Source organism: Kosakonia sp. CCTCC M2018092, assembly GCF_003864115.1.
Classification (GTDB): domain Bacteria; phylum Pseudomonadota; class Gammaproteobacteria; order Enterobacterales; family Enterobacteriaceae; genus Kosakonia; species Kosakonia cowanii.
This window is the reverse complement of sequence record NZ_CP034225.1, coordinates 1,124,639-1,149,436: the sequence shown is the minus strand read 5'-3', so window position 1 is coordinate 1,149,436 and position 24,798 is coordinate 1,124,639. Positions and strand designations below refer to the sequence as shown.

The window sequence follows — 24,798 nt, the reverse complement described above, 5'->3', positions numbered from 1 at the left end:
GTGTGCTATTGTAGCTGGTCTTAGTCGGGAGCAGGAGTAAAGAATCTCCCGCATGAACATTCTGAGGAAAGTCTAAACGTTATGACGCGCTTGAAATATCTGGTGGCAGCCGCCACGTTAAGTCTGGCTTTGGCAGGTTGCTCCGGTTCTAAGGAAGAGGTACCTGATAATCCACCAAACGAAATCTACGCGACCGCCCAGCAAAAGCTGCAAGACGGTAACTGGAAGGCGGCAATAACGCAACTGGAAGCTCTGGATAATCGTTATCCGTTTGGTCCTTACTCCCAGCAAGTGCAGTTAGATCTTATCTACGCCTACTACAAAAACGCCGATCTGCCGCTGGCGCAGGCCGCCATCGATCGCTTTATTCGTCTTAACCCAACGCATCCGAACATCGACTACGTGATGTATATGCGCGGGTTGACCAACATGGCGCTTGATGACAGCGCGCTGCAGGGCTTCTTTGGCGTTGACCGTAGCGATCGCGATCCGGCTCATGCGCGTGATGCGTTCAATGACTTCTCACGGCTGGTGCGCGGTTACCCGCAAAGTCAGTATGCGACGGATGCCAACAAGCGTCTGGTCTACCTGAAAGATCGTCTGGCGAAGTATGAATACTCCGTCGCGCAGTACTACACCGATCGCGGTGCGTGGGTTGCGGTGACCAATCGCGTGGAAGGCATGCTGCGTGATTTCCCGGATACCAAAGCAACGCGCGATGCGCTGCCATTGATGGAGCACGCTTACCGCGAGCTGCAGCTCAATGCGCAGGCTGACAAAGTGGCGAAAATTATCGCCGCCAATAACAGCAACGCATAACGCCTGTAAAAGCAAAACGGCAGCCCGCGGGCTGCCGTTTTTTTATCCGTTGAATGCATCGCTGACGCGCTTTCGCGCCGATGCAACCTATCAACTATGACTGCTAACTTCGCATCGGACAAGCTAAATTTCCCCTCTTCCTGCCCTGCCTCACAATCCTCTCGTCTTTGACAAAAAGTGACAAAATTACGTGATTTTAATCACACATTTTGACATTAGGCGCGCTATGCTGAAATGACTTAGACGGAAAGACAGAGAGGTAAGATGTATGACAATGAACATTACCAGTAAACAAATGGAAATTACTCCGGCAATCCGCCAGCATGTCACCGACCGTCTCGCCAAACTGGATAAATGGCAAACTCAGCTGATTAATCCCCATATCGTCCTCTCTAAAGAGCCACAGGGTTTTACCGCCGATGCGACCATCAACACGCCTAACGGGCAGCTTGTCGCCAGCGCTAAACACGATGATATGTATATCGCCATCAACGATTTGATCAACAAGCTGGAACGGCAGCTCAATAAAGTGCAGCACAAAGGCGAAGCGCGTCGCGCCGCAACATCGGTGAAAGATGCCAACTTCGTTGAAGAAGAAGAAGAGTAGTCTCTACATTGAGTTTCCAACGCGCCTGCGGGCGCGTTTTTTATTGACAGAGCGAAAAGAGAGCAGTTACTTTAACTTCCTCGCTCAACAGGAAAAATGATGAAAACCACCCCGTTCCTCTTCGCACTCTTTTTTACCTTCCCCAGTTAGGGAGGCGATTCGTTTTGTGAGAAAAAGTGCGAAGACGAACAATAAAGCCTCCCAAACCGGGAGGCTTTTTTATTGATAACAATGAAAGGCAACAACATGACGGCTGAAAACCCCTTACTGGATTTACGCGTGAAGATCAGCGCGCTCGACGAGCAGTTGCTGACGCTGCTGGCCGAGCGCCGCCAGCTTTCCGTTGAAGTTGGCAAAGCGAAACTCGCCTCCCATCGCCCGGTACGCGATATCGACAGAGAGCGGGCCCTGCTGGAACATTTAATCGAGCTTGGCAAAACGCATCATTTAGATGCCCATTACATTACCCGCCTGTTTCAGCTCATCATTGAAGACTCTGTTCTCACTCAGCAAGCTCTGCTCCAGCACCACCTCAACAACATCAACCCACGCTCTGCGCGTATCGCGTTTCTTGGCCCAAAAGGCTCCTATTCGCATCTTGCGGCGCGCCAGTATGCCGCGCGTCATTTCGATCAGTTTATCGAGAGCGGCTGCGCGCGTTTTCAGGATATTTTTAATCAGGTCGAAACCGGCCAGGCGGATTACGCCGTTGTGCCGCTGGAGAACACCAGCTCTGGCGCGATTAACGATGTCTATGATCTGTTGCAGCACACCAGCCTGTCGATTGTCGGCGAGCTGACTGTGCCGATCGATCACTGCGTGCTGGTGTCGGGCACGACCACTCTTGAGCAGATCCAGACGGTTTACAGCCATCCGCAGCCGTTCCAGCAGTGCAGCCAGTTCCTTAACCGCTATCCGCACTGGAAGATTGAGTATTGTGAAAGCACCTCGGCGGCGATGGAAAAAGTCGCGCAATTGAACTCACCGCACGTCGCGGCGCTGGGCAATGAACCGGGTGGCGCGCTGTATGGTTTACAGGTGCTGGAACGCAACCTGGCGAACCAGACGCAGAATATCACCCGGTTTGTGGTGCTGGCGCGTAAAGCGATTGATGTCTCTGAGCAGGTACCGGCGAAAACCACGCTGCTGATGGCGACCGGGCAACAGGCGGGTGCACTGGTAGAAGCGCTGCTGGTGCTGCGCAACCACAACCTGATCATGACCAAGCTGGAGTCGCGCCCGATCCACGGTAATCCGTGGGAAGAGATGTTCTATCTGGATATTCAGGCCAACCTGCACGCCAGCGCGATGCAAAAAGCGCTGCGCGAGCTGGGCAATATCACCCGCTCGCTGAAAGTACTGGGCTGCTACCCCAGCGAAAACGTGGTGCCGGTCGATCCGGTTTAACGCTCGATAAAGAGCGCTTTCTTCATCCCTGCCACCGACACAGGCAGGGTGAAGATTGCCCCCGAAAGCGGATAATCGGCAATCTCTTGCTCATCCATATTTTCGCGGGTGGTGGTGATAAACAGGGTTTTCATATCCGCCCCGCCAAAGCAAACCATCGTCGGGCAGCGCACCGGCAAACGGTACTCTTCCAGCTGTTCGCCCTGCGGTGAGAAACGCGCAATTCGCCAGCCGTCATACATCGCGCTCCAGTAGCACCCTTCGACATCCATCGCCGCGCCGTCCGGGATCCCTTCTCCCGGGTTAAAGCGACGAAAAAGCTCGCGCCGCCCTGGCTCGCCCTGCTCATCCAGTGGCGTACGGTAAATCACGCCGTGCGGCGTGTCAGAGGTGAACATCCACTGTTTGTCATGGCTGAAAGCCAGGCCGTTTGCGCCGTGAATATCGCACTGCACCACTTTCGGCGTCAGATTGTTATCCACGCGCAGCAGCAGCGCGCCGTTGTAATCGCCCGGTGCCCAGAAGGTGCCAGCATAAAAGCGCCCATGGTGATCGGTGCCGCCATCGTTAAAACGCGCCAGCTGCGGATTTGATGGGTTATCGCACACTTTCTGTCGCAGCAGCCCGCGTTCGTCCGTCAGCCAGATGGCCTGCCGCATGGCGACGATAAAACCGCCCTTCTCACGCAGCGCGAAGCAGCCCACCTCTTCCGGGAACGAGAGCACCGTATGCTCGTCCGTTTCCAGCCTGTAACGGTGGATTTCACCTTCGAGAATATCAGCCCAGTAGAGCGCCTGTTCGGCTTCGCTCCAGGTCGGACACTCAGGTAAATGTCCGGTGTAATCAAACAGTCTCTGCAACTCAGCCATTGCGCATCCCTTAAATAAAAAAAGCCAGCGGGTGACCACTGGCTTTTCAGTATAAACGGCTTTTGAAGTTACGCCCGGCTGTCGTTGGCCTGGCGTAACAGGGTACGGCTCTCGCTCTGGAAACGCTGGGCATAATCGCCAAACCAGTGTTCAACTTTGCGGAAGCTGTCGATAAACGCTTGCTTATCGCCCTGCTCCAGCAGGCCAATCGCTTCGCCGAAGCGCTGATAGTAACGCTTGATCAGCGCCAGGTTATCGGGCGAGGACATAATAATGTCGGCATAGAGCTGCGGATCCTGGGCGAACAGCCGCCCCACCATCGCCAGCTCAAGGCGATAAATCGGCGATGAGAGCGACAGCAATTGTTCAAGCTGCACATTCTCTTCCGCCAGGTGCAGGCCATAGGCGAAGGTCGCAAAGTGGCGCAGCGCCTGGATAAAGGCCATGTTCTGATCGTGCTCGACGGCGCTGATGCGGTGCAGCCGCGCGCCCCAAACCTGAATCTGTTCCAGGAACCACTGATACGCTTCCGGTTTACGACCATCACACCACACCACCACCTGCTTGGCGAGGCTACCGCTGTCCGGGCCAAACATCGGGTGCAGACCAAGCACCGGGCCATTATGCGCCGACAACATCGCTTGTAACGGGCCGCTTTTCACCGACGCCAGATCGACCAGAATGCAATCCTCCGGCAGCGGTGGCAGCTTCGCAATCACCGCTTCGGTGACGTGGATCGGTACGCTGACAATCACCATGCCCGCATCCGCCAGCAGCGTCTCTGCCTGCGCCCAATCCTCTTTCTCCAGCGTACGCACCTGGTAGCCAGAGAGTGTCAACATCTTGCTGAACAGTTTCCCCATCTGGCCGCCGCCGCCAACGATGACCACCGGACGCAGCTCAGGACAGAGCGTTTTAAACCCTTTGTCGTTTTCGCTGGAGTAGGATTCGCGCATCACGCGGCGCAGCACATCCTCAATCAGATCGGGCGGTACGCCCAGCGCCTCGGCCTCTTTACGCCGCGAGGCCAGCATTGAAGCCTCACGCTCGGGAACATAAATCGGCAGCCCGTAGTGGCTTTTGACTTCGCCCACCTGCGCCACCAGTTCCAGCCGGCGCGCCAGCAGATCCAGCAGCGCCTTATCCACTTCATCAATTTGATCGCGCAGCGCGGTCAGTTCAGCAACCATAACACCCTCTTATGCAAAACGCGCCGCCAGGCTATTGCGCAGATCGCTGTCGATTTCACGCAGCAGCGCTTCGGTCGCCTCCCAGCTAATGCAGGCATCGGTAACAGAAACACCGTACTTCATATCACAGCGCGGCTGCTCGGATGATTGATTGCCTTCGTGAATGTTGCTCTCAATCATCAGGCCGGTAATCGAACGGTTGCCATCTTTGATCTGCGCGACAACGGATTCGGCAACGGCAGGCTGGCGACGGTAATCTTTATTAGAATTCCCGTGGCTGCAATCTACCATCAGCGACGGTTTCAGTCCCGCCTGCTGCATCTCTTTTTCACACTGCGCGACATCCGCCGGGCTGTAGTTCGGCGCTTTGCCGCCGCGCAGGATCACATGACCATCCGGGTTGCCCTGGGTTTGCAGCAGGCAGACCTGGCCGGCCTGGTTAATGCCGACAAAGCGGTGCGGCATCGCAGCGGCGCGCATTGCATTGATGGCGGTGGCGAGGCTGCCATCGGTACCGTTTTTGAAGCCGACCGGCATCGACAAACCGGAGGCCATTTCACGGTGGGTTTGTGACTCCGTGGTGCGCGCGCCAATCGCTGACCAGCTAAAGAGATCGCCGAGGAACTGCGGGCTGTTCGGATCGAGCGCTTCGGTCGCCAGCGGCAGGCCCATGCTGACCAATTCCACCAGCAGACGACGCGCAATCTTCAGGCCAGCTTCCACATCAAACGAGCCATCCATATGCGGATCGTTAATCAGCCCTTTCCAGCCAACAGTGGTACGGGGTTTTTCAAAATAGACGCGCATCACCAGGTAGAGGCTATCGCTGACCTCTGCGGCAAGGGTTTTAAACCGACGGGCGTACTCGAGCGCTGCTTCCGGGTCGTGAATGGAACAAGGACCGCAGACCACCAGCAGGCGCGGATCGCGCCCGGCAATGATGTTAGAGATGGTCTGGCGGGATTGCGCGATTTGCGCCTCTTGTTCGCTGGTCAGCGGGAAAGCGGTTTTCAGCTGTTCCGGGGTGATCAGAACCTGCTCGTCGGTGATGTGTACGTTGTTCAGCGCGTCTTTTTGCATGATCAAATCCTGTATGGCTCGTGTGCGATAGGTTTCCTCAAGCGAGGGAGCTGACACCATATCACATCAGGTAAAGATTTCAATCCACAAATCGTACAGATATCGTTACACCACCAACTTTAATAGCGCTTATATGGCCGCCAACTGTAACTATAACTTTACATATGGCGGCCACAGGCGTTTTACACTGCGTTAACGCGCTGCTTTTTCCGCTGCCAGCGCAGAACATCAAACAGCATAAACAGCAGTAAACTACCGCCCATGACCGGCATTGCCAGCCCCAGCAACAAGGCGACGACCAGCACTACACAGCGGCCCACGACGGGGAGTTGCAGCCAGGCGTGGAGCACCGTCTCGCTCGCCGCCGGACGGCGGATCCACCACAAACGATAGCCGACGATAATCATCACGCACAGCGCGCTGCCAAAGGCGATCAGCACCAGCTGATTTAAGATGCCGAACAGCACGCCCATATGGAAATCGACGCCCCAGCGTGTCAGCTTCGCCATTAACGGGAAATCGGCGAAGTGCACATGATCGATCACTGCCAGCGAACTCCCCGCAATGGCGACCGCATCTACCTGCGTCGGCCAGCGGCGATCGATCTCCGTGACCGTCCAGGCATGTTCCGCATCGCGCGGCGGGCGAATTTCAATTTTCTTCGCCGTAATCCCGGCCGCCTGTGCGCGGGCGAGCACCGCGTCAAGTTGTGCCGGGTTGAGCGCCATGCCGGGCATCGCCATCCCTGCGTGATGCATATGGTGCTCGGCATGGGGATCGGCCGGTGCGGCTTCGCCCTGAAGCTGCGTGTTAACTTGCGGCGTCATCCAGTTAAATGCAGCGCGCAGTTTATCGACGTTGCCGCCCGCCCACTGCGACCAGGTCAGGCCGGTAGCAGAGAAGAGCAGCATCCCGGCCAGCAGCAGCCAGCCAAGCGTGACGTGCAGGCGGCGATGGTTTTGCACGCGGTTATTGATGCGCCGCTTCGGCCGGGTAAAAAACCACAGCGCAATGCCGCCGAGCGCGGCGATCCACATCCACGATGCCGCCAGCTCACTGTAGAGCCTGCCGGTATCGCCCAGCAGCAGCGAGCGGTGAAGATAATCAATCCACTGGCGCAGCGGCAAAATACCGCTGGTGCCGTAAACGGTCATATCCCCTTTCACCTGTAACGTCACCGGATCGACAAAAATCGCCCGGCTCTCGGAGACGCCAAGCTGCGGGTCAGCAAACATCACCCGCGTCGTCTCGCTATCGCTCAGGCCAGGCCGCACGGCCTGCAAGCGTAGATGCCCGCCCGTGACCTGTTCGGCGACGCGAAGCTGGTCGGCCAGCGGTTGCCGCTCGCCGCTCTCCGCGCCATACAGCGCATCGTGATAAAGCCAGCTCTCCAGTTGCGGCGTGGCAACGTAGAGCGTGCCGCTCAACGCGGCGATAAAGATAAAGGGGCCGACAAACAGACCAATATAGAAATGGAGGCGTCGCAGCAGGTTAAGCCACGCCGCACGAGGGGTGCAGGAAGTCATACTTTTCCTCAAAAAGCGCAAAGGTGTGCCATTCCGCGCAGGCGGAACACTATTTTGGGGTCAGGAAAAGCGTAAAGATGGCGGCGCGCGGGTGTCCGGCCAAAGCCAGGGGATAAAGCGCCACAGCCGAGGGCGCGTGCGGGCAGGCGGGCAGGTCACGCGCAGCACGCGTCCCAGCAGCAATAAAACAAGCAGGAAAATCAGGCCGGGAACATGGGCCAGCAACACACAGTAACCACACGCTTCAGCGTGATCGAGCGGCATGGCAGGCGACGGGCTCTCTGGCGACGACATCGCATGGTGTGAACGATCGTGGTGTGCATGATCGTTCTGCGCAGGCATTGGCATACTCATCTCATGATGCATACCGGGCATCGCGCTCATCGGATCTTTTTGTAGGGCAGTAGAAATAAGGGGGGCAACGAGGATCAGCAGGATCGCAAACAGCGCCAGCCACAGGGCTGAGCGTTGGGCTCTCGTAAGATGAAAAACGTGCTTCACCGCGTCTCCTTCAGGTCGAAGCGGCATTGTAAATTAAACATCACCAGAAGGTTAATAATTTTACCCGAAGAGACAAAACGGCGTGGCGTAAAAGGGCCAGATAAGTTAGTTAAGCCGCTTTTGCAGGCCCGCTCACGCCATCTGGCCTGCGCCCTTATTTTTCGCGCACGCCAGGCAAGTTAAGTGCAGTGAAATGCAGGGTTATGCATCTTCTGCCGCCACGTTGCCGCCATTAAATGCCGCCAGCGGGTTGAGCGTCACCGCCTCTTCGAGGTGATCGGGAGCGAAGTGGGCATAACGCATGGTTTCACGAATATTGGCATGACCAAGGATGCGTTGCAGCACAAGGATATTGCCGCCATTCATCATAAAGTGCGAGGCGAAGGTGTGGCGCAGAACGTGGGTTTTCTGCCCCTCGGCAAGGGCCAGAGAGGTAGTGGCCAGCATACGGGTGAAGTCGGCATAACAGGGCTGAAACAGCGCTCCTTCAAGCGGCGCGAGCTCATCGAACAGCCACTGCGGGATCGGCACGGTGCGGTTCCTGCCGCCTTTGGTTTTAACAAAAGTAAGCTTATTGGGTACCAGCTGGGTACGGGTGAGGGATTCGGCTTCCCGCCAGCGCGCGCCGGTGGCGAGGCAAATTTTCACCACCCGCGTTAAATCGACATTGCCGAAACGGACACAGGCCGCCAGCAGTTCGGCGATCTGCGCCTGCGTCAACCAGCTCATCTCGCGCTCTTTTTCGCGAAACGGCCGCACGCTCTCCAGCGGATTAGGCAGCGACCACTCGCCCAGCCTGGTGAGTTCATTAAACACCGCGCTAAGGTAGTGCTGCTCGCGGTTGACGGTGATGGGCTTCACTTTCCACTTTGCCGGGTCCGGCGTATAGCCATTGTCGATCTCACCGCTCAGGCGCTTATCGCGGTAGTGGGCCCAGGCTTTCGCCGTCAGCTGCGCGGCGATGGGATCGCCCAGCCCGCGGCAGACAATCTCCAGCTTCGCCAGCCGCGATTTGCTTGCCGCCAGCGACTGACCGTGCAGCTTGTACCACAGCGCAATCAGCTCGCTTAAGCGGCGGCGGTCGGCCTTCTCGCCGAGCCAGGGTTTCTCCTCCGCTTCCCGCTTCGCCCAGGTTTCAAAGGCTTCCGCTTCGCCTTTGGTGGCGAATTGTTTGCGGATGCGCCGCCCGTCGCGCCCCTGCGGATAGACTTCGCAGAGCCACTTTCCGCTCTTCTGTTTGCTGACCGTCATTGCCGCTTACACATGCTTTTCCAGCGTGAAGAGCACCACGCCGAACGGTTCGATCTCCGCTACGCCGCACTCAAAATCGACCGCGTTATTGCTCAGGCGCACTTTGCCGCCGGGCAAACGTACGACATCAAAGACATCCAGCGCATCATCAATGCCAATCACCCAGCGCCCGTTGCCAATCTTCTGCGCGGCGGTATCCACCAGCCAGCCGGCATGCAGCCCGTCAATAAAACGCAGGCTATCGGTAGCTGCTGGTGCCAGCGAAGGATCTAATGTCCAGACGCCTGCCTCTTTCAGCTCGCCAGACTCATGGCGGAATTTTGGAATGGTAATAACAGTATCGTTCTGCGCAGCAGCCGGTGCGGGGTACATCTCACCCTGCCCGGTTGCCAGCCACTTCAGCGAGACGCCGGTATCCAGCGCGCAGGTGACGACCACATCACCGGGGAAGAAGTCGCGGCGCACCCAGGTGCTGATGGTGCCTGAAGAGATATCGAGCAAATCGCCGAGATCTTTTTGCATCTGGAAGCCATAGGCATCAAGGATACGTCGCAGCACCGGGCGTCCGCCCGCCGAGAGGATCTCCTCATACAATGCCTTGCCTTTTACCTGCGGCTTCTCGACCAGATTCGCATTTGCAAACTCACCGTTTACCAGCCAGTGCAGATCCGCGCCGGTATCGAGCGCGCATTTGACCACCGCTTTATAGGGCACGCTTTCCCGCTGGATCCAGCTGCTGATATTGTTCGCTGGCACATCCAGCGCCTCGGCAAGCGCTTTCTGACTGGATACGGAGTAGGACGCTGCAATGCGATCCACCACATCCTGAACACTCATCTTGTTTTCACTCATGGACACCAACATCGAAAAAGTGATTTACACAATCGCATTTGCGATTTATATTGCTGTTCATCGACCAAAATGCACAGCAGTGCACTACATTTCAAACAACAGGAGATAATGCGATATGTCAGATGCAAAATCAATGCCGTCGCATCCGTTATCCGGCTCTCAAATGCAATTCAGCACCTTTTCGCATGGACAGATGGATGAGCTGATGTCCGCCCTGCTACCGGCGCTGCAAACCCTGATCCGCTCAGCGATGTCCGATGCGATGACGGTGAAGGATTTCGCCGCAATGCGCGGCATCAGCGAGCGTCTGGTGTGGCAGTGGCTCGATGAGGGCGTGCTGCTTAAAGCCCCTACCCGCGAGCATACCGACGCCGGTAAACGCAGCCGCACGCTGATAAACGTCAAAGCCTGGCGCGATAAATTAACGCAGCAGGCGATCGACTGCCGCTACATCGATCGGCGCTCCGCCACCTCATTCGGTTAATTTTGCATTTGCGAGTTCACGCTCACGCAGGAGGATCTATGGCGATCACCTCACCTGCCGCCAGCGCACCGCTGAGTGCCGGCGAGCGGCTTACCGGGTTAAACCACATCAGCGAACTTCGCGGTCGCCACTGGGGCGACAGCTGGAGCGAGGTGGCGCGCTTTATCGACGATATGCGTGACAGACGCGATGAGCAGTATGAGGCAAATGCGCGGGCGCTGGCGGCGATCTTCTTTCTCGCCCGCGTCCCCACTGCCCGCCAGGCGCTCGACCCGCATCAACTTACCCTCGAGGAGAAGCGCGCGCTGATCGCCGCCATGAACCACTTTCGCGTCGTCGTCAGCCTGTTTCCGAAACGGCTAACCATGCCGCTTTAACCCCAACTTTCAACCCAGGACGTCAACCCGTCGGGCATCCCTTTGCCCAAAATCAGGAGAGTTACCATGAGAAAGACCGCGATTCACTCCCCCACCCGCAGCGGCGATGAAATCACGCTGCTGCTGGCTGAAGCCCGCAATAACGAACGCCTGCGCTGCGCCGGGGCCGTTTCTGCCCGCCTTGCTACGCTGGCGAGCTTTATTGCCTCCCAGCGCCTCGACTGGAGCGACGCCGCTGAGCTGTTGCGCCAGGAGGCGACCCATATTGATAACCAGGCGCTGGAGCTGCACTGATGGCCGATGAAATGGATGGCGTTCAACAACGCGAAATGGAGGAGCGCGAGCGGCATATCCTGCACGCCCGCCGCCGTTTACTCCTCCCTTCCCGCTTAACCTGCGAATGCTGCGACATGCCGATCCCCGAGGCGCGTCGTATGGCGCTGCCGGGCGTGACCTGCTGCGTCAGCTGCCAGCAGATCGCCGAACTGAAAGATAAGCACTTCAGGAGAGGATAAGTGGCTGTCAGCCTGGCCTACCCCTGGAACGCGCCGCGCAGCGCTATCGCCAGCCCCTATCTGACCCACGCCGAACAGCAGCGCCGCAATCAGCATATTGCGGCGCTGCTGCAGGCGCGTCACGCCCTGGCGCTGCAACCCGCCTGTGTGCGCCTCTCCATCAGCCGCACAGAGCAAGCGCTGGAAAAGGCACATGGCGCTGCGCGGGCGCACGCCTTTCTGCTGCGCTTCGCCAGGCAAACGCTGCCACGTCTGAAGGCAGTTAACGCCCGCTACCAGATCGATTGTTTGCAATCACGCGTCTCAAAAGCGGTATTGAATGGTCATTTCGATACGGCTTTCCAGCAGGCGCTGGCCGGCCGGCTGGTCGATCTGGTTCACCGCTATAACCAGTTAGCGGACTGCAACCGGGCCAGCGTCGATCGCCTGGCGGAAGATATCGCCCACTTTATCCGCGGCGAGCTGGCGGATATCGATGCCGATGAGCAGACTGAGCTGAAAACCCTGCACCGCTGGTATCACCACGCTGCGCTTATCGCCCTGCAATTTAACGTCACCCCGCCGCACTGGCAGCGCGTGACGCAACACCGCGTCTGCGCGGAAGATCTCGCCCCGGCGGTGATCCGTCTTTTCAGCGAGCAGTGGTGGCGCGGCCATCTTCGCCGCGCAGCGGCTCAGTGGCGCGAGCATCTGCACATCGCGCTGGGCGTGGTGAGCCGTAAAACGCAGCCCTACGCCAGCCGGGACTGCATCACCACCTGGCGCGAACAGAAGCGCCGCCACCGCGCGTTTCTCAAAAGCATGGAGCTGGAGGATGAAGAGGGAAACCGCATCAGCCTGATTGATAAGCATGACGGGTCAATAGCCAACCCGGCGATCCGCCGCTGCGAGCTGATGACGCGCATCCGCGGTTTCGAAACTATCTGTCAGTCCCTTGGCTACGTCGGTGAGTTTTACACGCTGACCGCCCCTGCCGCCTTTCACGCTACCTCTCATACCGGGCATCGCAATCTGAAATGGAACGGCGCCAGCCCGGCGCAAACCCAGGGTTACTTCACTCGTCTGTGGGCGCGCATTCGCGCCAGGCTGCACCGCGATGGCCTGCGCATTTTTGGTATTCGTGTGGCGGAGCCGCATCACGATGGCACCCCACACTGGCATCTGCTGCTGTTTATGCAGCCGCAGGACAGAGATACGGTGCGCGAGATCCTGCGTGATTTTGCCCACCAGCAAGATAGCGAGGAGTTGCGCAGCGACAAAGCGCGAAAAGCCCGCTTTCATGCTGAAGCGATCGATGCGCAAAAAGGGAGCGCGACGGGGTATGTGGCGAAGTATATCGCCAAGAATATCGACGGCTACGCGCTGGAGAATGAGACCGACCACGAAACGGACGCACCGCTGAAAGAGAGCGCCTGCGCGGTCTCCGCCTGGGCGGCGCGCTGGCATATCCGCCAGTTTCAGTTTGTCGGCGGCGCACCGGTCACCGTCTACCGGGAGTTACGCAAAATGGCCGACAGCGCCACGGCCAAAGGGCTGAGCGTTGAGTTCGCCGAAGTACATGATGCCGCCGATAACGGCGACTGGGCCGGTTATGTTAATGCTCAGGGCGGCCCGTTCGTGCGCCGTGACGATCTGCAGGTACGCACCCTTTATCAGGCAGAGGAGGAGTTTAACCAGTACGGCGAACCGACCGTTCGTATTCGCGGCGTGTATGACACGGTAATCGGCAGCGGTTCGCCGGTGCTGACGCGCCTGAAGAAGTGGACCATTGTGCCGAAGCGCGCGGCGGCGGTTTTTCAGGGCGCGGCTGCGCCCGCTTGGAGTTCTGTCAATAACTGTACGCCCTGCGAGCCAGGTAAACCGCTAACGAATTATGAACGGCGGCAACTTACCCGCCGGCTGCGGGAAGGGATCCTCAGTGAACGAAACGGGAGGTTAAAAACCGATCTCAACATCATTGAGAATAATGACTTTTTGGCAAGCGATAGATGGTCAGAATATTTGTCACTTCACAATACTGTTTTTTTATCAGCGACATAGTGATTAGACAAAATAATCTTCGCTTCCCATAAATATCCAGCCTATGATACTGTATAAACATACAGTAAGAGAATTCATGAGAGGAATTCATGGTCTTTGAACGACTAAATAAGACTCAGCACAAATGGGCATGCGTGCAATTCATTGCCGAGGTGTCGCTTATCGCCAACTGCAAGCCTTCCGACCTGAAGCTGGCCTTGAGCCTGATCGCGGACCTGGCAGAGAGCGAGAACACTACTCCCGATGATGAGGATATTTATTACAAAGCCGAATAGCCCGCCGACCGCCATTCCGGCCACTCTCTTTACCGTACTCTTACGCACCGGTTAGCCTTTCCCTCGCCCGGTGCGTCGCTTTTCCCCCCGTGGTTGTGCCAGCCACGCGCCAGCACCAGGCCATAGCCCTTAGCCTCTCTGTTGCGGAAACTTAACCATGGAAAAAACCTTCCGGATGGTAAGAGACGCAAAACGATGAATGCGATAACACAACAAGGCGACACCCTCGATCTGATCTGCCTGCGCTACTACGGGCGAACGGCGGGCGTCGTCGAACGCGTGCTGGCCGCCAATCCTGGTCTTGCCGAGCTGGGCGTCGTGCTCCCGCATGGCACCACCCTCACCCTGCCCGATGTCGCGGTGCAGACCATGCAGGAGACGGTAAATCTATGGGCGTAAGTATCGAGAGAATCAGCTCGTCGCTGGCCTACTGGATTAGCGTCGCCCTGACCTTTTTTGGCGCGATGACGCCGCAAGACTTTGCCGCTTACTTCGGCGCGCTCGGCGTCGCCATGACCGTCGGCGTGAACTGGTATTACCGCCGTAAAAGCTATCTGTTCCTCAAATCCTGTGCGGTGAGCCAGGAGGTGGTCAATGGGCTTACCCGTTAAACGCTGTAGCGCGGCGGCCGTACTGGCGCTGGCGCTGCTGCTGCCCGATTTTCATCTGCTGCGCACCTCGCAGGCGGGGCTGGCGCTGATTACCGATCTCGAAGGCTGCCGGCTGCGCCCCTACCAGTGCAGCGCGGGGGTCTGGACATCGGGGATTGGTCACACGGCGAAAGTTATCCCTGCGCGCGATATCAGCGAAAAAGAGGCCGCCGTCAACCTGGTCGCCGACGTGCTGCACGTTGAACGCCGCCTGGCGCAGTGCGTGCCGGTGGCGATGCCGCAACCGGTCTATGACGCGGTAGTCAGCTTCACCTTTAACGTCGGCAGCGGCGCGGCGTGCACCTCAACGCTTGCCTGGCACCTGCGCCAGAAGGCGTGGAAACAGGCCTGCGATCAGCTCCCGCGCTGGGTTTATGTTGATGGCGTGCGCAACCGCGGGCTGGAAAACCGCCGCCAGCGCGAGCGCGACTGGTGCCTGAAGGGGGTGAAATGAGCGCCCGCCTGGTGGTGATGGCAGCGCTACTGGCAACGCTGGCCGGGCTCTGGCTATTTGAGCAAAACCACGCTCTGCGTGCCTCTTTAGCCAATGCGCAGCAGCTGGCGCGGGAGCAGAACGCCACGCTGACGCGCCTTAAAACCGCCCTCAACGCCACCGCCGAACTGGCGGCGAAGAACCAGCAGGCGCAGGTCACGCTGCGCCAGCAACTCGATGCCGCCAGCGCGCAGGCGCTGCAACGAGAAAACGCGATTGCGAGGTTATTAAATGAGAACGAGGCTTTTCGCCACTGGTATCGCACTGAGTTACCTGATGCTGTGCGCCGGGTGCACCAACGCCCCGCCTGCCCCTCCGCCGCTCATTGTTTACAACAGCTGCCCGCAGGTCAGCCTCTGTCCGATGCCGGCAAGCGCGCCGCAAACTAACGGCGATTTGAGCGCCGATATCCGCCAGCTTGAGCACGCGCTGGTGCAGTGCGCGCTGCAAGTTGAAACCCTTAAACATTGCCAGGATGAGATCAATGCTAAAACCCAACTCTCTGCGCAGCGCCCTGATTAACGCCGTCCCGGCGCTGCACGACACCCCCTCGATGCTGCGCCTGTGGGTCGATAAAGGCAGCAATATCGCCACGCTCGCCAGCTCCCTGTCGTTTGAAAAACAGTTCAGCCTTAACGTCGCGATCACCGGTTTTGGCGGCGATATCGACACGCTGTTTGTGCCGGTGATGGCCTGGCTGCGCGATAACCAGCCCGACATTCTCTCCGTCGAAGCGGGGCAGAAAGGCGGCTTTAGCTGGACGCTGCTGACCAACGCCGACGGCACCCAGGATGTGACGATGGTGCTGCAACTGACCGAGCGCACCCAGGTGAAAGAGGTCAACGGCGCACTGATTGCCGAAACGCTGCCGGAGCCGCTGCCGCCGGCCTTTGTCACCCGTCCGAAAGAGCTCTATATCAACGGCGAGCTGGTGAGCCGCTGGCAGGCGTGATCGCCTGCACCCTACGCCACGGGCTGCGTTGTGCCAAAAGCCGGACAGCCTTGTTCAATTTTCAAAACCGGGGACGCATAGCATCATTTCGCTTATGAACAGACAACTTTCGCTTCACGAACTGGCCCGCCAGCTTCGCAATATGATCCGCACCGGAATTATCACTGAGGTCGACCTGAAAGCCGGGCGCTGCCGGGTGCAGACCGGCGGTATGGTGACCGACTGGCTGCAGTGGTTAACCCACCGCGCCGGGCGTTCGCGCAGCTGGTGGGCGCCCTCCGTCGATGAGCAGGTGTTATTGCTCGCCGTCGGCGGCGAGCTGGAGACCGCCTTCGTTATGCCGGGGATTTATGCCAACGATCATCCGGCACCCTCCGCCTCGGCGGACGCCTGGCACGTCACTTTTCCCGATGGCGCGGTGTTTGAATATGAACCGCAGACCAGCGCCCTGAAGGTGAGCGGGATTAAAACTGCCGATATCACCGCGTCCGAGTCGATTACCGCCAGCGTGCCGCAAGTGTTGGTGAAAGCCTCGACGCGCATCACCCTCGATACGCCGGAAGTGGTCTGCACCAATAAGCTGATCACCGCCACGCTGGAGGTGCAAAAAGGCGGCACGATGAGCGGCAATGTGACGCACAGCGGCGGCTCGCTCACCTCCAACGGCAAAGTGCTGCATAGCCACAAACACCCCGGCGACAGCGGCGGTACCACAGGAGCACCTTTATGACAGCACGTTATTTCGGCCTCGATCGCACCAGCGGGCGCAGCCTGACCGACGTCGACCATATTCGCCAGAGCATCAGCGATATTCTGCGCACGCCGGTGGGCTCGCGCGTGATGCGCCGCGATTACGGTTCGCTGCTGTTCGATATGCTCGATCAGCCGCAGACCCCGGCGCTGGCGCTGCAAATTCAGGTGGCCTGCTATATGGCGCTGCTGCAATGGGAGCCGCGCATAACCCTCAGCGCGGTGACGGCCGAACGTCAGTTCGACGGCAAGATGGTGGTCAATCTGACCGGTCAGCTTGCCAGCACCGGCGAGTCCCTCTCTTTAACCCTTCCCGTGAGTTGATACCATGCCGATTATCGATCTGAGCCAACTGCCCGCGCCCGATGTTGTCGAGGCGCTGGATTATGAGCGCATCCTGGATGAGCGCAAAACCACCCTTGTTTCACTCTTTCCCGCCGACCAGCAGGAGGCCATCGCCCGTACGCTGGCGCTGGAGTCCGAGCCGCTGACTAAGTTTCTCGAAGAGAATGCTTACCGCGAAGTGGTCTGGCGCCAGCGCGTCAACGAAGCGGCCCGCGCGGTGATGCTGGCGTATGCCTCCCGCAGCGATCTTGACGCCGTCGCGGCGAACAGCAATACCGCGCGGCTGGTGATCGCCCCTGCTGATGAGAGCACTATCCCGCCCACGCCAGCGGTAATGGAGTCCGACACCGATTTACGCCTGCGCGCGCAGCAGGCTTTTGAAGGGCTAAGCGTGGCCGGGCCAGTGGGCGCTTATGAGTATCATGGCCGCAGCGCCGATGGTCGCGTAGCGGATATCTCTGCCGTCAGTCCGACACCCGCCTGCGTCACCATCTCTGTGCTCTCCCGCGAAGGCGACGGGACCGCCAGCGCTGAACTGCTGGCGATTATCGATAAAGCGCTTAACGCAGAGGATGTGCGCCCGGTGGGCGATCGCGTAACGGTACAGAGCGCGAAGATTGTGCCCTACCAGATTGATGCCACGCTTTTTCTCTATCCCGGGCCTGAATCGGAGCCGATTCGCCAGGCGGCTGAGCAGAAGCTGAAAGCCTACATCACCGCCCAGCGCCGACTGGGGCGCGATATTCGCCTGTCGGCTATTTACGCCGCGCTCCATGTTGAGGGCGTGCAGCGGGTGGTGTTGAACGCACCGCAGCAAGATATCGTGCTCGATCAGAGCCAGGCCTCCTGGTGTACGGCGTGGAAAATCACCACCGGAGGTACCGATGAGTGACGACCGTCTGTTGCCTGTTGGCTCATCGGTTCTTGAGGTGGCGACAGCACACGCGGCGGCGCAGATTGAACGCGTACCGGTGCCGCTGCGCACGCTGTGGGATCCGCTAACCTGCCCGGCCGAGCTGCTGCCCTATCTCGCCTGGGCACTCTCTGTTGACCGCTGGGATTTTAACTGGCCAGAAGCGACCAAACGTAAGGTGATCGCCTCCTCCTTTTTCGTCCATCAACATAAAGGGACGCGCAGCGCCATTCACCGGGTGGTTGAGCCGCTTGGCTTCCTGATTGAGCTGCGCGAGTGGTGGCAGGATAACGCCGAACCCGGCACTTTCCGGCTGGTGATTGGCGTTCAGGAGAACGGCATTACCGAGGAGACGTACCAGGAGCTGGAGCGGCTGATTAATGATGCCAAACCGGCAAGCCGCCATTTGACGGAGCTGAATATCAGCCTCAGCAGCCAGGGCGAGTGCTACGTTGGCGCGGCCTGCTACCTTGGCGAAGAGCTGACGGTCTACCCTTACAGCCCGGAAGAGATTGTGGTCGGCGGCGAAAGCTATGCGGCATCGGCGATCCACCTGATTGATAGCCTCACTATCACGGTTTAACCCTCCCCCTTCGGGCTACGGCCCGTTTTTTTTGCCTGCCCTGTTGTGTGAGTTCGCAACCAACGCCCCTTGATGGCGTTTGCCTGCGGCTGAACGGAAAATATCACCATCGTTCACTTCTCAACAAACAACCTGAGAGCGTATGCATGACCGCAAAATATTTCGCTATTTTGACTAACCTGGGGGCGGCGAAGCTTGCCAACGCCGCCGCGCTGGGCACGCAAATCAACCTGACGCAGATGGCCGTCGGCGATGCCAATGGCCAATTGCCCACACCCGATCCAGCGCAGACCCAACTGATTAACCAGAAGCGTATCGCGCCGCTAAACCGGCTCTCGATTGACCCGAAAAATAGCAGCCAGATTATTGCCGAGCAGGTGATTCCGGAAACCGAAGGTGGCTTCTGGATCCGTGAAATTGGCCTCTATGACGATGCTGGCGTGCTGGTTGCGGTAGCGAACTGCCCGGAAACCTATAAACCGCAGTTGCAGGAGGGTAGCGGACGTACGCAGACCATCCGGATGGTGGTGGTCGTCTCCTCAACGGCGGCGGTGACGCTGAAAATCGACCCGTCGGTAGTGCTGGCTACCCGCCAGTATGCTGATGACCTGCTGAGTAATCACCTCAAGGCCGCCAACCCACATCCGCAATATGCGCCACTCGCCAGCCCGATTTTTACCGGCATCCCGACGGCTCCGGACGCGCTGGTGAGTAATTACGGCCAGCAAATTGCCAATACCAAATATGTGCGTGATGTGGTGGCGAATGATGCCTACATTCTGCCGGTCGGTGTGCCGGTCGCCTGGCCGCAGGTAGAGCCGCCATCAGGCTGGTTCGTCTGTAATGGCTCCACGTTCGATAAGACAAAATATCCGCGCCTGGCGGCAGCTTACCCGGCGGGTTTACTGCCGGACCTGCGCGGGGAGTTTATTCGCGGCTGGGATGCAGGGCGTGGTGTAGATCCTGCACGTGCATTGCTAAGCTGGCAGAAAGGGACCATTCATATCAACGATCCCTCACTCAGCTCGGTAAACCTGGCAAGCCCGATTCATGCCAATGACAATGTAGCCACTGCCAAGAGTGACTTCGGGTTAGACCCTGTGATGAAAAGCGATTATGCAAATGTGATGAATGCATTTTTTGTCACCCCTGATGCCGCCGCTGATATGAATGCCGGTGGGTTTGCCGAAGGCTATGGCAGCACCCGCCCACGCAACATTGCCTTTAACTTCATCGTGAGAGCCGCATAATGACAACTGCAATTTTGAACGAAAACCACTTAGCCAGCCAGGCAGGGACTGTCACCGTCTATAACTTTGACGGGGGAAGCCGCGAATATCTCGGCAGCACCGTCGAGTATATTGCTGTAGGCGTCGGTATTCCGGCGAACTCGGCGCTTGATGAGCCTTTAGCGGCGAAACCGGGTTTTGCGGTACGTCGCAACGCGTCACTGGATGGCTGGGAGTATGCCCCCGACTACCGCGGCAGCGACGTGTATGAGAAAACCACCGGGGAGAAAAGGACGCTGACGCTGCTGGGGGACTATCCGGATGATGTTACCCCGCTTGCTCCCGCTACGCCGTATGACGTCTGGAACGGCAGCGCCTGGGTAACGGATGAGGCCGCACAACATGTGGCGCAAATCGCACAGGCAGAGCAGACCAGGGCCCGTCTGCTCAACAAGGCGAAAAATACCATCAGCCTGTGGCAGACCGAACTGCAACTCGGCATCATCAGCGATGATGATAAAGCGCAGCTTATCGTCTGGATGCGTTACATTCAGGCGCTGCAGAAGGTCGATACGAAGACTGCGCCCGATATCGACTGGCCTGAACAGCCGCAATAAAAGATGACGGGCTGCGGCCCGTTTTGCCGGGTGGCACTGCGTTTACCCGGCCTACAACATCCCCAGGCCTGATAAGGCGACGTCGCCATCAGGCCTTTTCCGTCGGGTTGTCCCGCCTGGCAGCCAACCGCATTCGATAGCCTCTTTCCCAAACCGCCCACGACAATAGCGTTTACTCAATCGCAAACCTGAGAGTGAACGCCTGACTATGAAATATTTTGCCATTCTGACTAACCAGGGTGCCGCGAAGCTTGCCAACGCTACCGCGCTCGGCACGCAGCTGAAGCTGACCCATATGGCCACCGGCGACGGTAACGGCAGTCTGCCTACCCCCGATCCTGCACAAACGAAGCTGGTTAACCAGAAACGTATTGCGCCACTGAATATGCTCTTCGTCGACCCTGGTGACGCGAACCAGATTATCGCCGAACAGGTCATTCCGGAGAATGAAGGCGGTTTCTGGATCCGTGAAATCGGCCTTTATGACGCCGATGGCACGCTGATTGCCGTTGCAAACTGCCCGGAGACCTACAAACCGCTTCTGCTGGAGGGCAGCGCCCGCACGCAAACCCTGCGTATGGCGCTGGTGGTCTCCGCAACCTCGGCGGTAAGCCTGAAAATTGATCCGGCGGTGGTGCTGGCGACGCGCAAGTATGTCGACGACAAGGTTATTGAGGTAAAAGCCTACACCGATAACCAGATGAAAGAGCATATTGATGCGGCAAATCCGCACAAGCAGTATGCCCCCCTTGCCAGCCCGACTTTTAGCGGTGCGCCGAAGGCACCTACTCCGACAGCAGGCAACAGTACTATGCAAATCGCTACCACAGCGTTTGTTCAGACAGCTATTACTGCGCTGGTTAATGGTGCTCCTGCCACACTGGATACTCTCAAAGAGATCGCTGCGGCTATTAATAACGATCCCAATTTCAGCACCACAATAAATAGCGAACTGGCAGGCAAGCAACCTCTCGATGCGGCTTTAACCGCAATTGCCGCTCTCGCAACCAGCGCTAACAAACTTCCCTATTTCTCCGGTGTTGATACCGTCATGCTGACCGACCTCACTGCGGTGGGGCGAGAACTGATTGCAAAGGGAGCCGTAACAGATATTCGTGCGTACCTGGGTCTTGGAAGTCTGGCAATTAAAAACAGCCTCACGGCAGCAGAGGTGGGAGCTGTGTCAAAGGCCGGCGATGTGATGTCGGGAAGATTAGCTATTAACGCTGATGGTGAAGCTGTTGCAATAAAGGGAACCGTCAACGAGGCTGCCAGTTACGTTATTTCACGGGACGCGTCAAATGTGAATCAATGGTATGTCGGCAAGGGCAGCAATGATTCCAACGACGTAGCCTTCTACAACTATAAAGGTGAAAACAGACTATTCCTTTCTGAAACTGGCGCAGTATTCCTGTCACCGAAAACAGGCCAGCAGCTCAATTTAGGCGGAAGTCAGACCAATATTTCAGGCATGGTTATTCCTTCAGACTATGCGAACTTTGATTCGCGCTATCCGTTAAAAAATGCAGCCTCGAAAGCGGTCAATGGCTGGTTTAAAGACGCCAGCACAGGATTGATTTATCAATGGGGAACCACTGATGCTGTCTATGACGACACGCTGAAAACCATCACGTTCCCGATTGCATTTCCTTCTGCATGCGTGGCTTTTTTGCCAACGCTGAAACGAAGCACGACAACATCGAACCCATTGGGGATGCTCTCTGTATGGGGACAGGCGATGAGTAATGCTTCTGCTAACCTGGTCTTTCAGTCAAATGACGGAACCTCTGATGCCCGTACGGGCCTGATTACTTACTGGGCGGTAGGATATTAATATGATCTATTTTTACAGTGCCAAAAATAATGCTTTCTATCCGCAAGAATTAAAAGAGGCGTATCAACGCGCCGACACATGGCCTGACGACCTGGTTGAAATTACGGAGGAGGAGTATCAGCCTATTATCCTGGCGCAATCGTTCGGAAAAGTGATAGCCGCAGACAATAACGGCTTCCCCGTACTGAAAGAGCCGGTGATTAACTGGCAGGGAAAAGCGAAGTCAGATCTTAAGAATCGGATTTTGGACGTTAACAACATTGTTAGTGACTGGAAAGCGGAACTGCAGCTCGGCACCCTCAGTGAAGAGAATAAGGCGAAGCTTATAAGCTGGCTGGAGTATGCCAATAAACTGAAAGCGCTTGATGTTGGTGATGTGACGACTGAGGATGATTACAAAAATATCGACTGGCCGGCAAAGCCAGCGTAAATCAAACGGGCTGCGGCCCGTTTTTTTAATTTCCGCTGTTGTATCAGCCGCTCTCCAACCCGGACAAATAGCGCGCCGCGCCGCCACACTCGAAAATAGCACTCACCCCAACACCACGGAGTTAAACGGATGAGTGATTACCATCATGGCGTTCAGGTCGTCGAAATCAACGATGGCACGCGCGTCATTTCCACAGTCTCAACGGCCATTGTCGGCATGGTTTGTACCGCCAGCGATGCAGACGCAGGGATGTTCCCTCTTAATGAACCGGTTCTGATCACTAACGTGCAGAGCGCGATCGCCAAAGCGGGCAAGCAAGGCACACTGGCGGCGTCGCTGCAGGCGATTGCTGACCAGGCGAAACCGGTGATCGTTGTTGTTCGCGTTGCTGAAGGCAGCGGTGAGGATGCGCAGGCGCAAACCCTCTCCAATATCATCGGCACCACCGACGAAAACGGTAAATATACCGGCCTGAAAGCGCTGCTGACCGCTGAAGCGGTGACCGGCGTGAAACCGCGCATTCTTGGCGTACCGGGTCTTGATAGCCTCGAAGTCGCTACCGCGCTGGCACCGATTTGCCAGAAGCTGCGCGCCTTCGGTTATGTCAGCGCCTGGGGCTGCAAAACCATTTCTGAAGCGATCAAGTATCGCGAAAACTTCAGCCAGCGCGAACTGATGGTCATTTGGCCCGATTTCCTCGCCTGGAACACCGCCAGCAACAGCTCTGCCGTGGCCTACTCAACGGCTCGTGCGCTGGGTCTGCGTGCGGCGATCGACCAGTCCGCCGGCTGGCATAAAACCCTCTCCAATGTCGGCGTCAATGGCGTTACCGGCATCAGCACCCCGGTGTTCTGGGATCTGCAGGAGTCGGGCACCGATGCCGATCTGCTGAACGAAGCGGGCATTACCACGCTGATTCGCAAAGATGGCTTCCGTTTCTGGGGCAACCGCACCTGCTCCGACGATCCGCTGTTCCTGTTTGAAAACTACACCCGTACCGCGCAGGTGATTGCCGACACCATGGCTGATGCGCATATGTGGGCGGTGGACAAACCGATCACCGCATCGCTGATTCGCGACATCATCGACGGTATCAATGCCAAATTCCGCGAACTGAAAAGCAATGGCTACATCATCGATGCCACCTGCTGGTTCGATGAAGAGGCTAACGACGCCGCATCGCTGAAGGCGGGCAAGCTCTATATCGATTACGACTATACGCCGGTACCGCCTCTGGAAAACCTGACCCTGCGCCAGCGCATCACGGATAAGTACCTGGCGAACCTGGTCTCCTCAGTTAACAGCAAGTAAGGAACAGATAGATGGCAATGCCGCGAAAACTTAAATATATGAACGTGTTCCTCAATGGCTTTAGCTATCAGGGGATCGCCAAATCCATCACGCTGCCGAAGCTGACCCGCAAGCTGGAGAACTACCGTGGCGCAGGCATGAACGGCGTAGCACCAATTGATATGGGTCTTGATGACGAAGCCCTGTCAATGGAGTGGTCGCTGGGCGGTTTCCCGGATGCGGCCATCTGGGAACTCTATGGCGCTACCACCGCGGATGCAGTTCCGATTCGCTTTGCTGGCTCCTACCAGCGTGACGACACTGGCGAAACGGTTGCCGTTGAAGTGGTGATGCGTGGTCGTCAGAAAGAGATCGACACCGGCGAGAACAAGCCGGGCGAAGATACCGAGTCCAAAATCTCCGTGGTCTGCAGCTACTTCAAGCTGACGATGGATGGCAAGGAGCTGGTAGAAATCGACACCGTCAACATGGTGGAGAAAGTGAACGGCGTCGATCGCCTTGAGCAGCACCGCCGTAACATCGGCCTGTAATAACCACCCGGTCAGCCTGCTGACCGGGTACCTTTTCCCGCGAAGAAGAGAGTGAGGATGCCATGAGCAACGAAACTGACAACGTGATTACCCTGGAAACGCCGATTAAGCGCGGTGAGCAGCTGATTAACAGCGTGACGCTGATGAAACCCAATGCTGGCACGCTGCGCGGATTAAGCCTGGCGTCGGTGGCGAACGCCGATGTCGACGCGCTGATTAAAGTGCTGCCGCGCATCACCTCCCCGTCGCTGACGGAGCAGGAAGTGGGTGCCCTCGACTTAGTCGATATGGTGGCGCTGGCGGGCAAGGTGGTCGGTTTTTTGTCACCGGCTTCGGCACAGTAACTTTTCCGGCCACTCTGTCGGTTG

The 24,798-nt window shown here is 57.6% G+C and carries 34 protein-coding genes and 1 other annotated feature; of the genes, 27 read left to right on the top strand and 7 right to left on the bottom strand.

Going from position 1 to position 24,798, the window contains the following annotated elements; genetic code table 11:
• Positions 1 to 81: 81 nt before the first annotated feature.
• From bamD to pheA, 4 genes are all read left to right on the top strand, one after another.
• Complete coding sequence (gene bamD, locus EH164_RS05445) at positions 82 to 819, top strand: outer membrane protein assembly factor BamD (RefSeq protein ID WP_023480633.1); 738 nt, start codon at positions 82 to 84, stop codon at positions 817 to 819.
• A 268-nt stretch (positions 820 to 1,087) separates the two neighbouring features.
• Positions 1,088 to 1,426, top strand: coding sequence for a ribosome-associated translation inhibitor RaiA (gene raiA, locus EH164_RS05440; RefSeq protein ID WP_023480581.1), 339 nt, complete (start codon positions 1,088 to 1,090; stop codon positions 1,424 to 1,426).
• Positions 1,427 to 1,524: 98 nt separating this feature from the next.
• Positions 1,525 to 1,650: a sequence feature (Phe leader region), on the top strand.
• The gene (gene pheL / locus EH164_RS22635; protein WP_200134660.1) at positions 1,526 to 1,576 is read left to right on the top strand and encodes a pheA operon leader peptide PheL; all 51 of its coding nucleotides are present in this window, start codon (positions 1,526 to 1,528) and stop codon (positions 1,574 to 1,576) included. It overlaps the preceding feature by 51 nt.
• A gap of 22 nt (positions 1,651 to 1,672) precedes the next feature.
• Positions 1,673 to 2,833 carry a bifunctional chorismate mutase/prephenate dehydratase gene (gene pheA, locus EH164_RS05435; RefSeq protein ID WP_124967556.1) on the top strand — a complete coding sequence of 387 codons (1,161 nt, stop codon included), beginning with the start codon at positions 1,673 to 1,675 and terminating at the stop codon, positions 2,831 to 2,833.
• Here pheA and EH164_RS05430 read toward each other — a convergent pair.
• The 7 genes from EH164_RS05430 to EH164_RS05400 form a co-directional block, all read right to left on the bottom strand.
• Positions 2,830 to 3,702: an SMP-30/gluconolactonase/LRE family protein gene (locus tag EH164_RS05430; protein WP_124967555.1), complete on the bottom strand. Its 873-nt coding sequence runs from the start codon at positions 3,700 to 3,702 to the stop codon at positions 2,830 to 2,832. The genes pheA and EH164_RS05430 overlap by 4 nt on opposite strands.
• Positions 3,703 to 3,770: 68 nt before the next feature.
• A complete protein-coding gene (gene tyrA, locus EH164_RS05425; RefSeq protein WP_124967554.1) occupies positions 3,771 to 4,892 on the bottom strand; it encodes a bifunctional chorismate mutase/prephenate dehydrogenase in 1,122 nt (373 codons plus the stop codon).
• A 9-nt stretch (positions 4,893 to 4,901) separates the two neighbouring features.
• Positions 4,902 to 5,972: a 3-deoxy-7-phosphoheptulonate synthase AroF gene (aroF, locus tag EH164_RS05420; protein ID WP_023480662.1), complete on the bottom strand. Its 1,071-nt coding sequence runs from the start codon at positions 5,970 to 5,972 to the stop codon at positions 4,902 to 4,904.
• Positions 5,973 to 6,154: 182 nt separating this feature from the next.
• Positions 6,155 to 7,498 (bottom strand): PepSY domain-containing protein, encoded by a 1,344-nt coding sequence (locus EH164_RS05415; RefSeq protein WP_124967553.1) that lies wholly within the window; start codon positions 7,496 to 7,498, stop codon positions 6,155 to 6,157.
• Positions 7,499 to 7,558: 60 nt separating this feature from the next.
• Positions 7,559 to 8,026 (bottom strand): DUF2946 domain-containing protein, encoded by a 468-nt coding sequence (locus tag EH164_RS05410; protein ID WP_124967552.1) that lies wholly within the window; start codon positions 8,024 to 8,026, stop codon positions 7,559 to 7,561.
• A 174-nt stretch (positions 8,027 to 8,200) separates the two neighbouring features.
• On the bottom strand, positions 8,201 to 9,250 hold the full coding sequence (locus EH164_RS05405; RefSeq protein WP_124967551.1) for a site-specific integrase: 1,050 nt from the start codon (positions 9,248 to 9,250) through the stop codon (positions 8,201 to 8,203).
• A gap of 6 nt (positions 9,251 to 9,256) precedes the next feature.
• A complete protein-coding gene (locus tag EH164_RS05400) occupies positions 9,257 to 10,102 on the bottom strand; it encodes a helix-turn-helix domain-containing protein (RefSeq protein WP_124967550.1) in 846 nt (281 codons plus the stop codon).
• A 115-nt stretch (positions 10,103 to 10,217) separates the two neighbouring features.
• Here EH164_RS05400 and EH164_RS05395 point away from each other — a divergent pair, with 115 nt between their 5' ends.
• The 23 genes from EH164_RS05395 (at position 10,218) to EH164_RS05285 (ending at position 24,774) form a co-directional block, all read left to right on the top strand.
• Positions 10,218 to 10,586: a hypothetical protein gene (locus tag EH164_RS05395; RefSeq protein WP_042713132.1), complete on the top strand. Its 369-nt coding sequence runs from the start codon at positions 10,218 to 10,220 to the stop codon at positions 10,584 to 10,586.
• Positions 10,587 to 10,624: 38 nt separating this feature from the next.
• Positions 10,625 to 10,963 (top strand): DUF5347 domain-containing protein, encoded by a 339-nt coding sequence (locus tag EH164_RS05390; RefSeq protein ID WP_124967549.1) that lies wholly within the window; start codon positions 10,625 to 10,627, stop codon positions 10,961 to 10,963.
• A gap of 66 nt (positions 10,964 to 11,029) precedes the next feature.
• A complete protein-coding gene (locus EH164_RS05385; protein WP_124967548.1) occupies positions 11,030 to 11,257 on the top strand; it encodes a DUF2732 family protein in 228 nt (75 codons plus the stop codon).
• Complete coding sequence (locus tag EH164_RS05380; protein WP_124967547.1) at positions 11,257 to 11,478, top strand: TraR/DksA C4-type zinc finger protein; 222 nt, start codon at positions 11,257 to 11,259, stop codon at positions 11,476 to 11,478. The genes EH164_RS05385 and EH164_RS05380 overlap by 1 nt, the downstream gene beginning before the upstream one ends.
• Positions 11,479 to 13,518 carry a replication endonuclease gene (locus EH164_RS05375; RefSeq protein WP_124967546.1) on the top strand — a complete coding sequence of 680 codons (2,040 nt, stop codon included), beginning with the start codon at positions 11,479 to 11,481 and terminating at the stop codon, positions 13,516 to 13,518.
• Positions 13,519 to 13,607: 89 nt separating this feature from the next.
• Entirely contained in the window at positions 13,608 to 13,793 is a 186-nt protein-coding gene (locus tag EH164_RS05370; RefSeq protein ID WP_023480627.1) for a hypothetical protein, read from the top strand.
• A 195-nt stretch (positions 13,794 to 13,988) separates the two neighbouring features.
• Entirely contained in the window at positions 13,989 to 14,192 is a 204-nt protein-coding gene (locus EH164_RS05365) for a tail protein X (protein WP_124967545.1), read from the top strand.
• Complete coding sequence (locus EH164_RS05360; protein ID WP_023480641.1) at positions 14,183 to 14,404, top strand: HP1 family phage holin; 222 nt, start codon at positions 14,183 to 14,185, stop codon at positions 14,402 to 14,404. Before EH164_RS05365 ends, EH164_RS05360 begins: the two co-directional genes overlap by 10 nt.
• Entirely contained in the window at positions 14,388 to 14,897 is a 510-nt protein-coding gene (locus EH164_RS05355; protein ID WP_124967544.1) for a lysozyme, read from the top strand. The genes EH164_RS05360 and EH164_RS05355 overlap by 17 nt, the downstream gene beginning before the upstream one ends.
• Positions 14,894 to 15,325, top strand: coding sequence for an Rz-like lysis system protein LysB (gene lysB, locus EH164_RS05350; protein ID WP_124967543.1), 432 nt, complete (start codon positions 14,894 to 14,896; stop codon positions 15,323 to 15,325). The genes EH164_RS05355 and lysB overlap by 4 nt, the downstream gene beginning before the upstream one ends.
• A complete protein-coding gene (gene lysC, locus EH164_RS22690; protein WP_241175006.1) occupies positions 15,213 to 15,458 on the top strand; it encodes an Rz1-like lysis system protein LysC in 246 nt (81 codons plus the stop codon). Before lysB ends, lysC begins: the two co-directional genes overlap by 113 nt.
• Positions 15,421 to 15,888: a phage tail protein gene (locus EH164_RS05340; protein ID WP_124967542.1), complete on the top strand. Its 468-nt coding sequence runs from the start codon at positions 15,421 to 15,423 to the stop codon at positions 15,886 to 15,888. The genes lysC and EH164_RS05340 overlap by 38 nt, the downstream gene beginning before the upstream one ends.
• Positions 15,889 to 15,982: 94 nt before the next feature.
• A complete protein-coding gene (locus tag EH164_RS05335) occupies positions 15,983 to 16,618 on the top strand; it encodes a phage baseplate assembly protein V (RefSeq protein WP_124967541.1) in 636 nt (211 codons plus the stop codon).
• Positions 16,615 to 16,962: a GPW/gp25 family protein gene (locus EH164_RS05330; RefSeq protein ID WP_023480652.1), complete on the top strand. Its 348-nt coding sequence runs from the start codon at positions 16,615 to 16,617 to the stop codon at positions 16,960 to 16,962. Before EH164_RS05335 ends, EH164_RS05330 begins: the two co-directional genes overlap by 4 nt.
• A gap of 4 nt (positions 16,963 to 16,966) precedes the next feature.
• Positions 16,967 to 17,875 carry a baseplate assembly protein gene (locus tag EH164_RS05325; protein WP_124967540.1) on the top strand — a complete coding sequence of 303 codons (909 nt, stop codon included), beginning with the start codon at positions 16,967 to 16,969 and terminating at the stop codon, positions 17,873 to 17,875.
• Entirely contained in the window at positions 17,868 to 18,479 is a 612-nt protein-coding gene (locus tag EH164_RS05320; RefSeq protein ID WP_042713141.1) for a phage tail protein I, read from the top strand. Before EH164_RS05325 ends, EH164_RS05320 begins: the two co-directional genes overlap by 8 nt.
• A 146-nt stretch (positions 18,480 to 18,625) precedes the next feature.
• The gene (locus EH164_RS05315) at positions 18,626 to 19,729 is read left to right on the top strand and encodes a phage tail protein (protein WP_124967539.1); all 1,104 of its coding nucleotides are present in this window, start codon (positions 18,626 to 18,628) and stop codon (positions 19,727 to 19,729) included.
• Positions 19,729 to 20,325, top strand: coding sequence for a tail fiber assembly protein (locus EH164_RS05310; RefSeq protein ID WP_124967538.1), 597 nt, complete (start codon positions 19,729 to 19,731; stop codon positions 20,323 to 20,325). The genes EH164_RS05315 and EH164_RS05310 overlap by 1 nt, the downstream gene beginning before the upstream one ends.
• A 202-nt stretch (positions 20,326 to 20,527) precedes the next feature.
• Positions 20,528 to 22,159 (top strand): phage tail protein, encoded by a 1,632-nt coding sequence (locus EH164_RS22685; RefSeq protein ID WP_241175036.1) that lies wholly within the window; start codon positions 20,528 to 20,530, stop codon positions 22,157 to 22,159.
• A 1-nt stretch (position 22,160) separates the two neighbouring features.
• On the top strand, positions 22,161 to 22,589 hold the full coding sequence (locus EH164_RS05300; RefSeq protein ID WP_124967536.1) for a tail fiber assembly protein: 429 nt from the start codon (positions 22,161 to 22,163) through the stop codon (positions 22,587 to 22,589).
• 129 nt (positions 22,590 to 22,718) lie between these two features.
• A complete protein-coding gene (locus EH164_RS05295; protein WP_124967535.1) occupies positions 22,719 to 23,900 on the top strand; it encodes a phage tail sheath protein in 1,182 nt (393 codons plus the stop codon).
• A gap of 11 nt (positions 23,901 to 23,911) precedes the next feature.
• Positions 23,912 to 24,430, top strand: coding sequence for a phage major tail tube protein (locus EH164_RS05290; protein ID WP_023480575.1), 519 nt, complete (start codon positions 23,912 to 23,914; stop codon positions 24,428 to 24,430).
• A 62-nt stretch (positions 24,431 to 24,492) separates the two neighbouring features.
• Positions 24,493 to 24,774, top strand: a complete 282-nt coding sequence (locus EH164_RS05285; protein ID WP_042713148.1) for a phage tail assembly protein — start codon at positions 24,493 to 24,495, stop codon at positions 24,772 to 24,774.
• Positions 24,775 to 24,798: the final 24 nt, after the last annotated feature.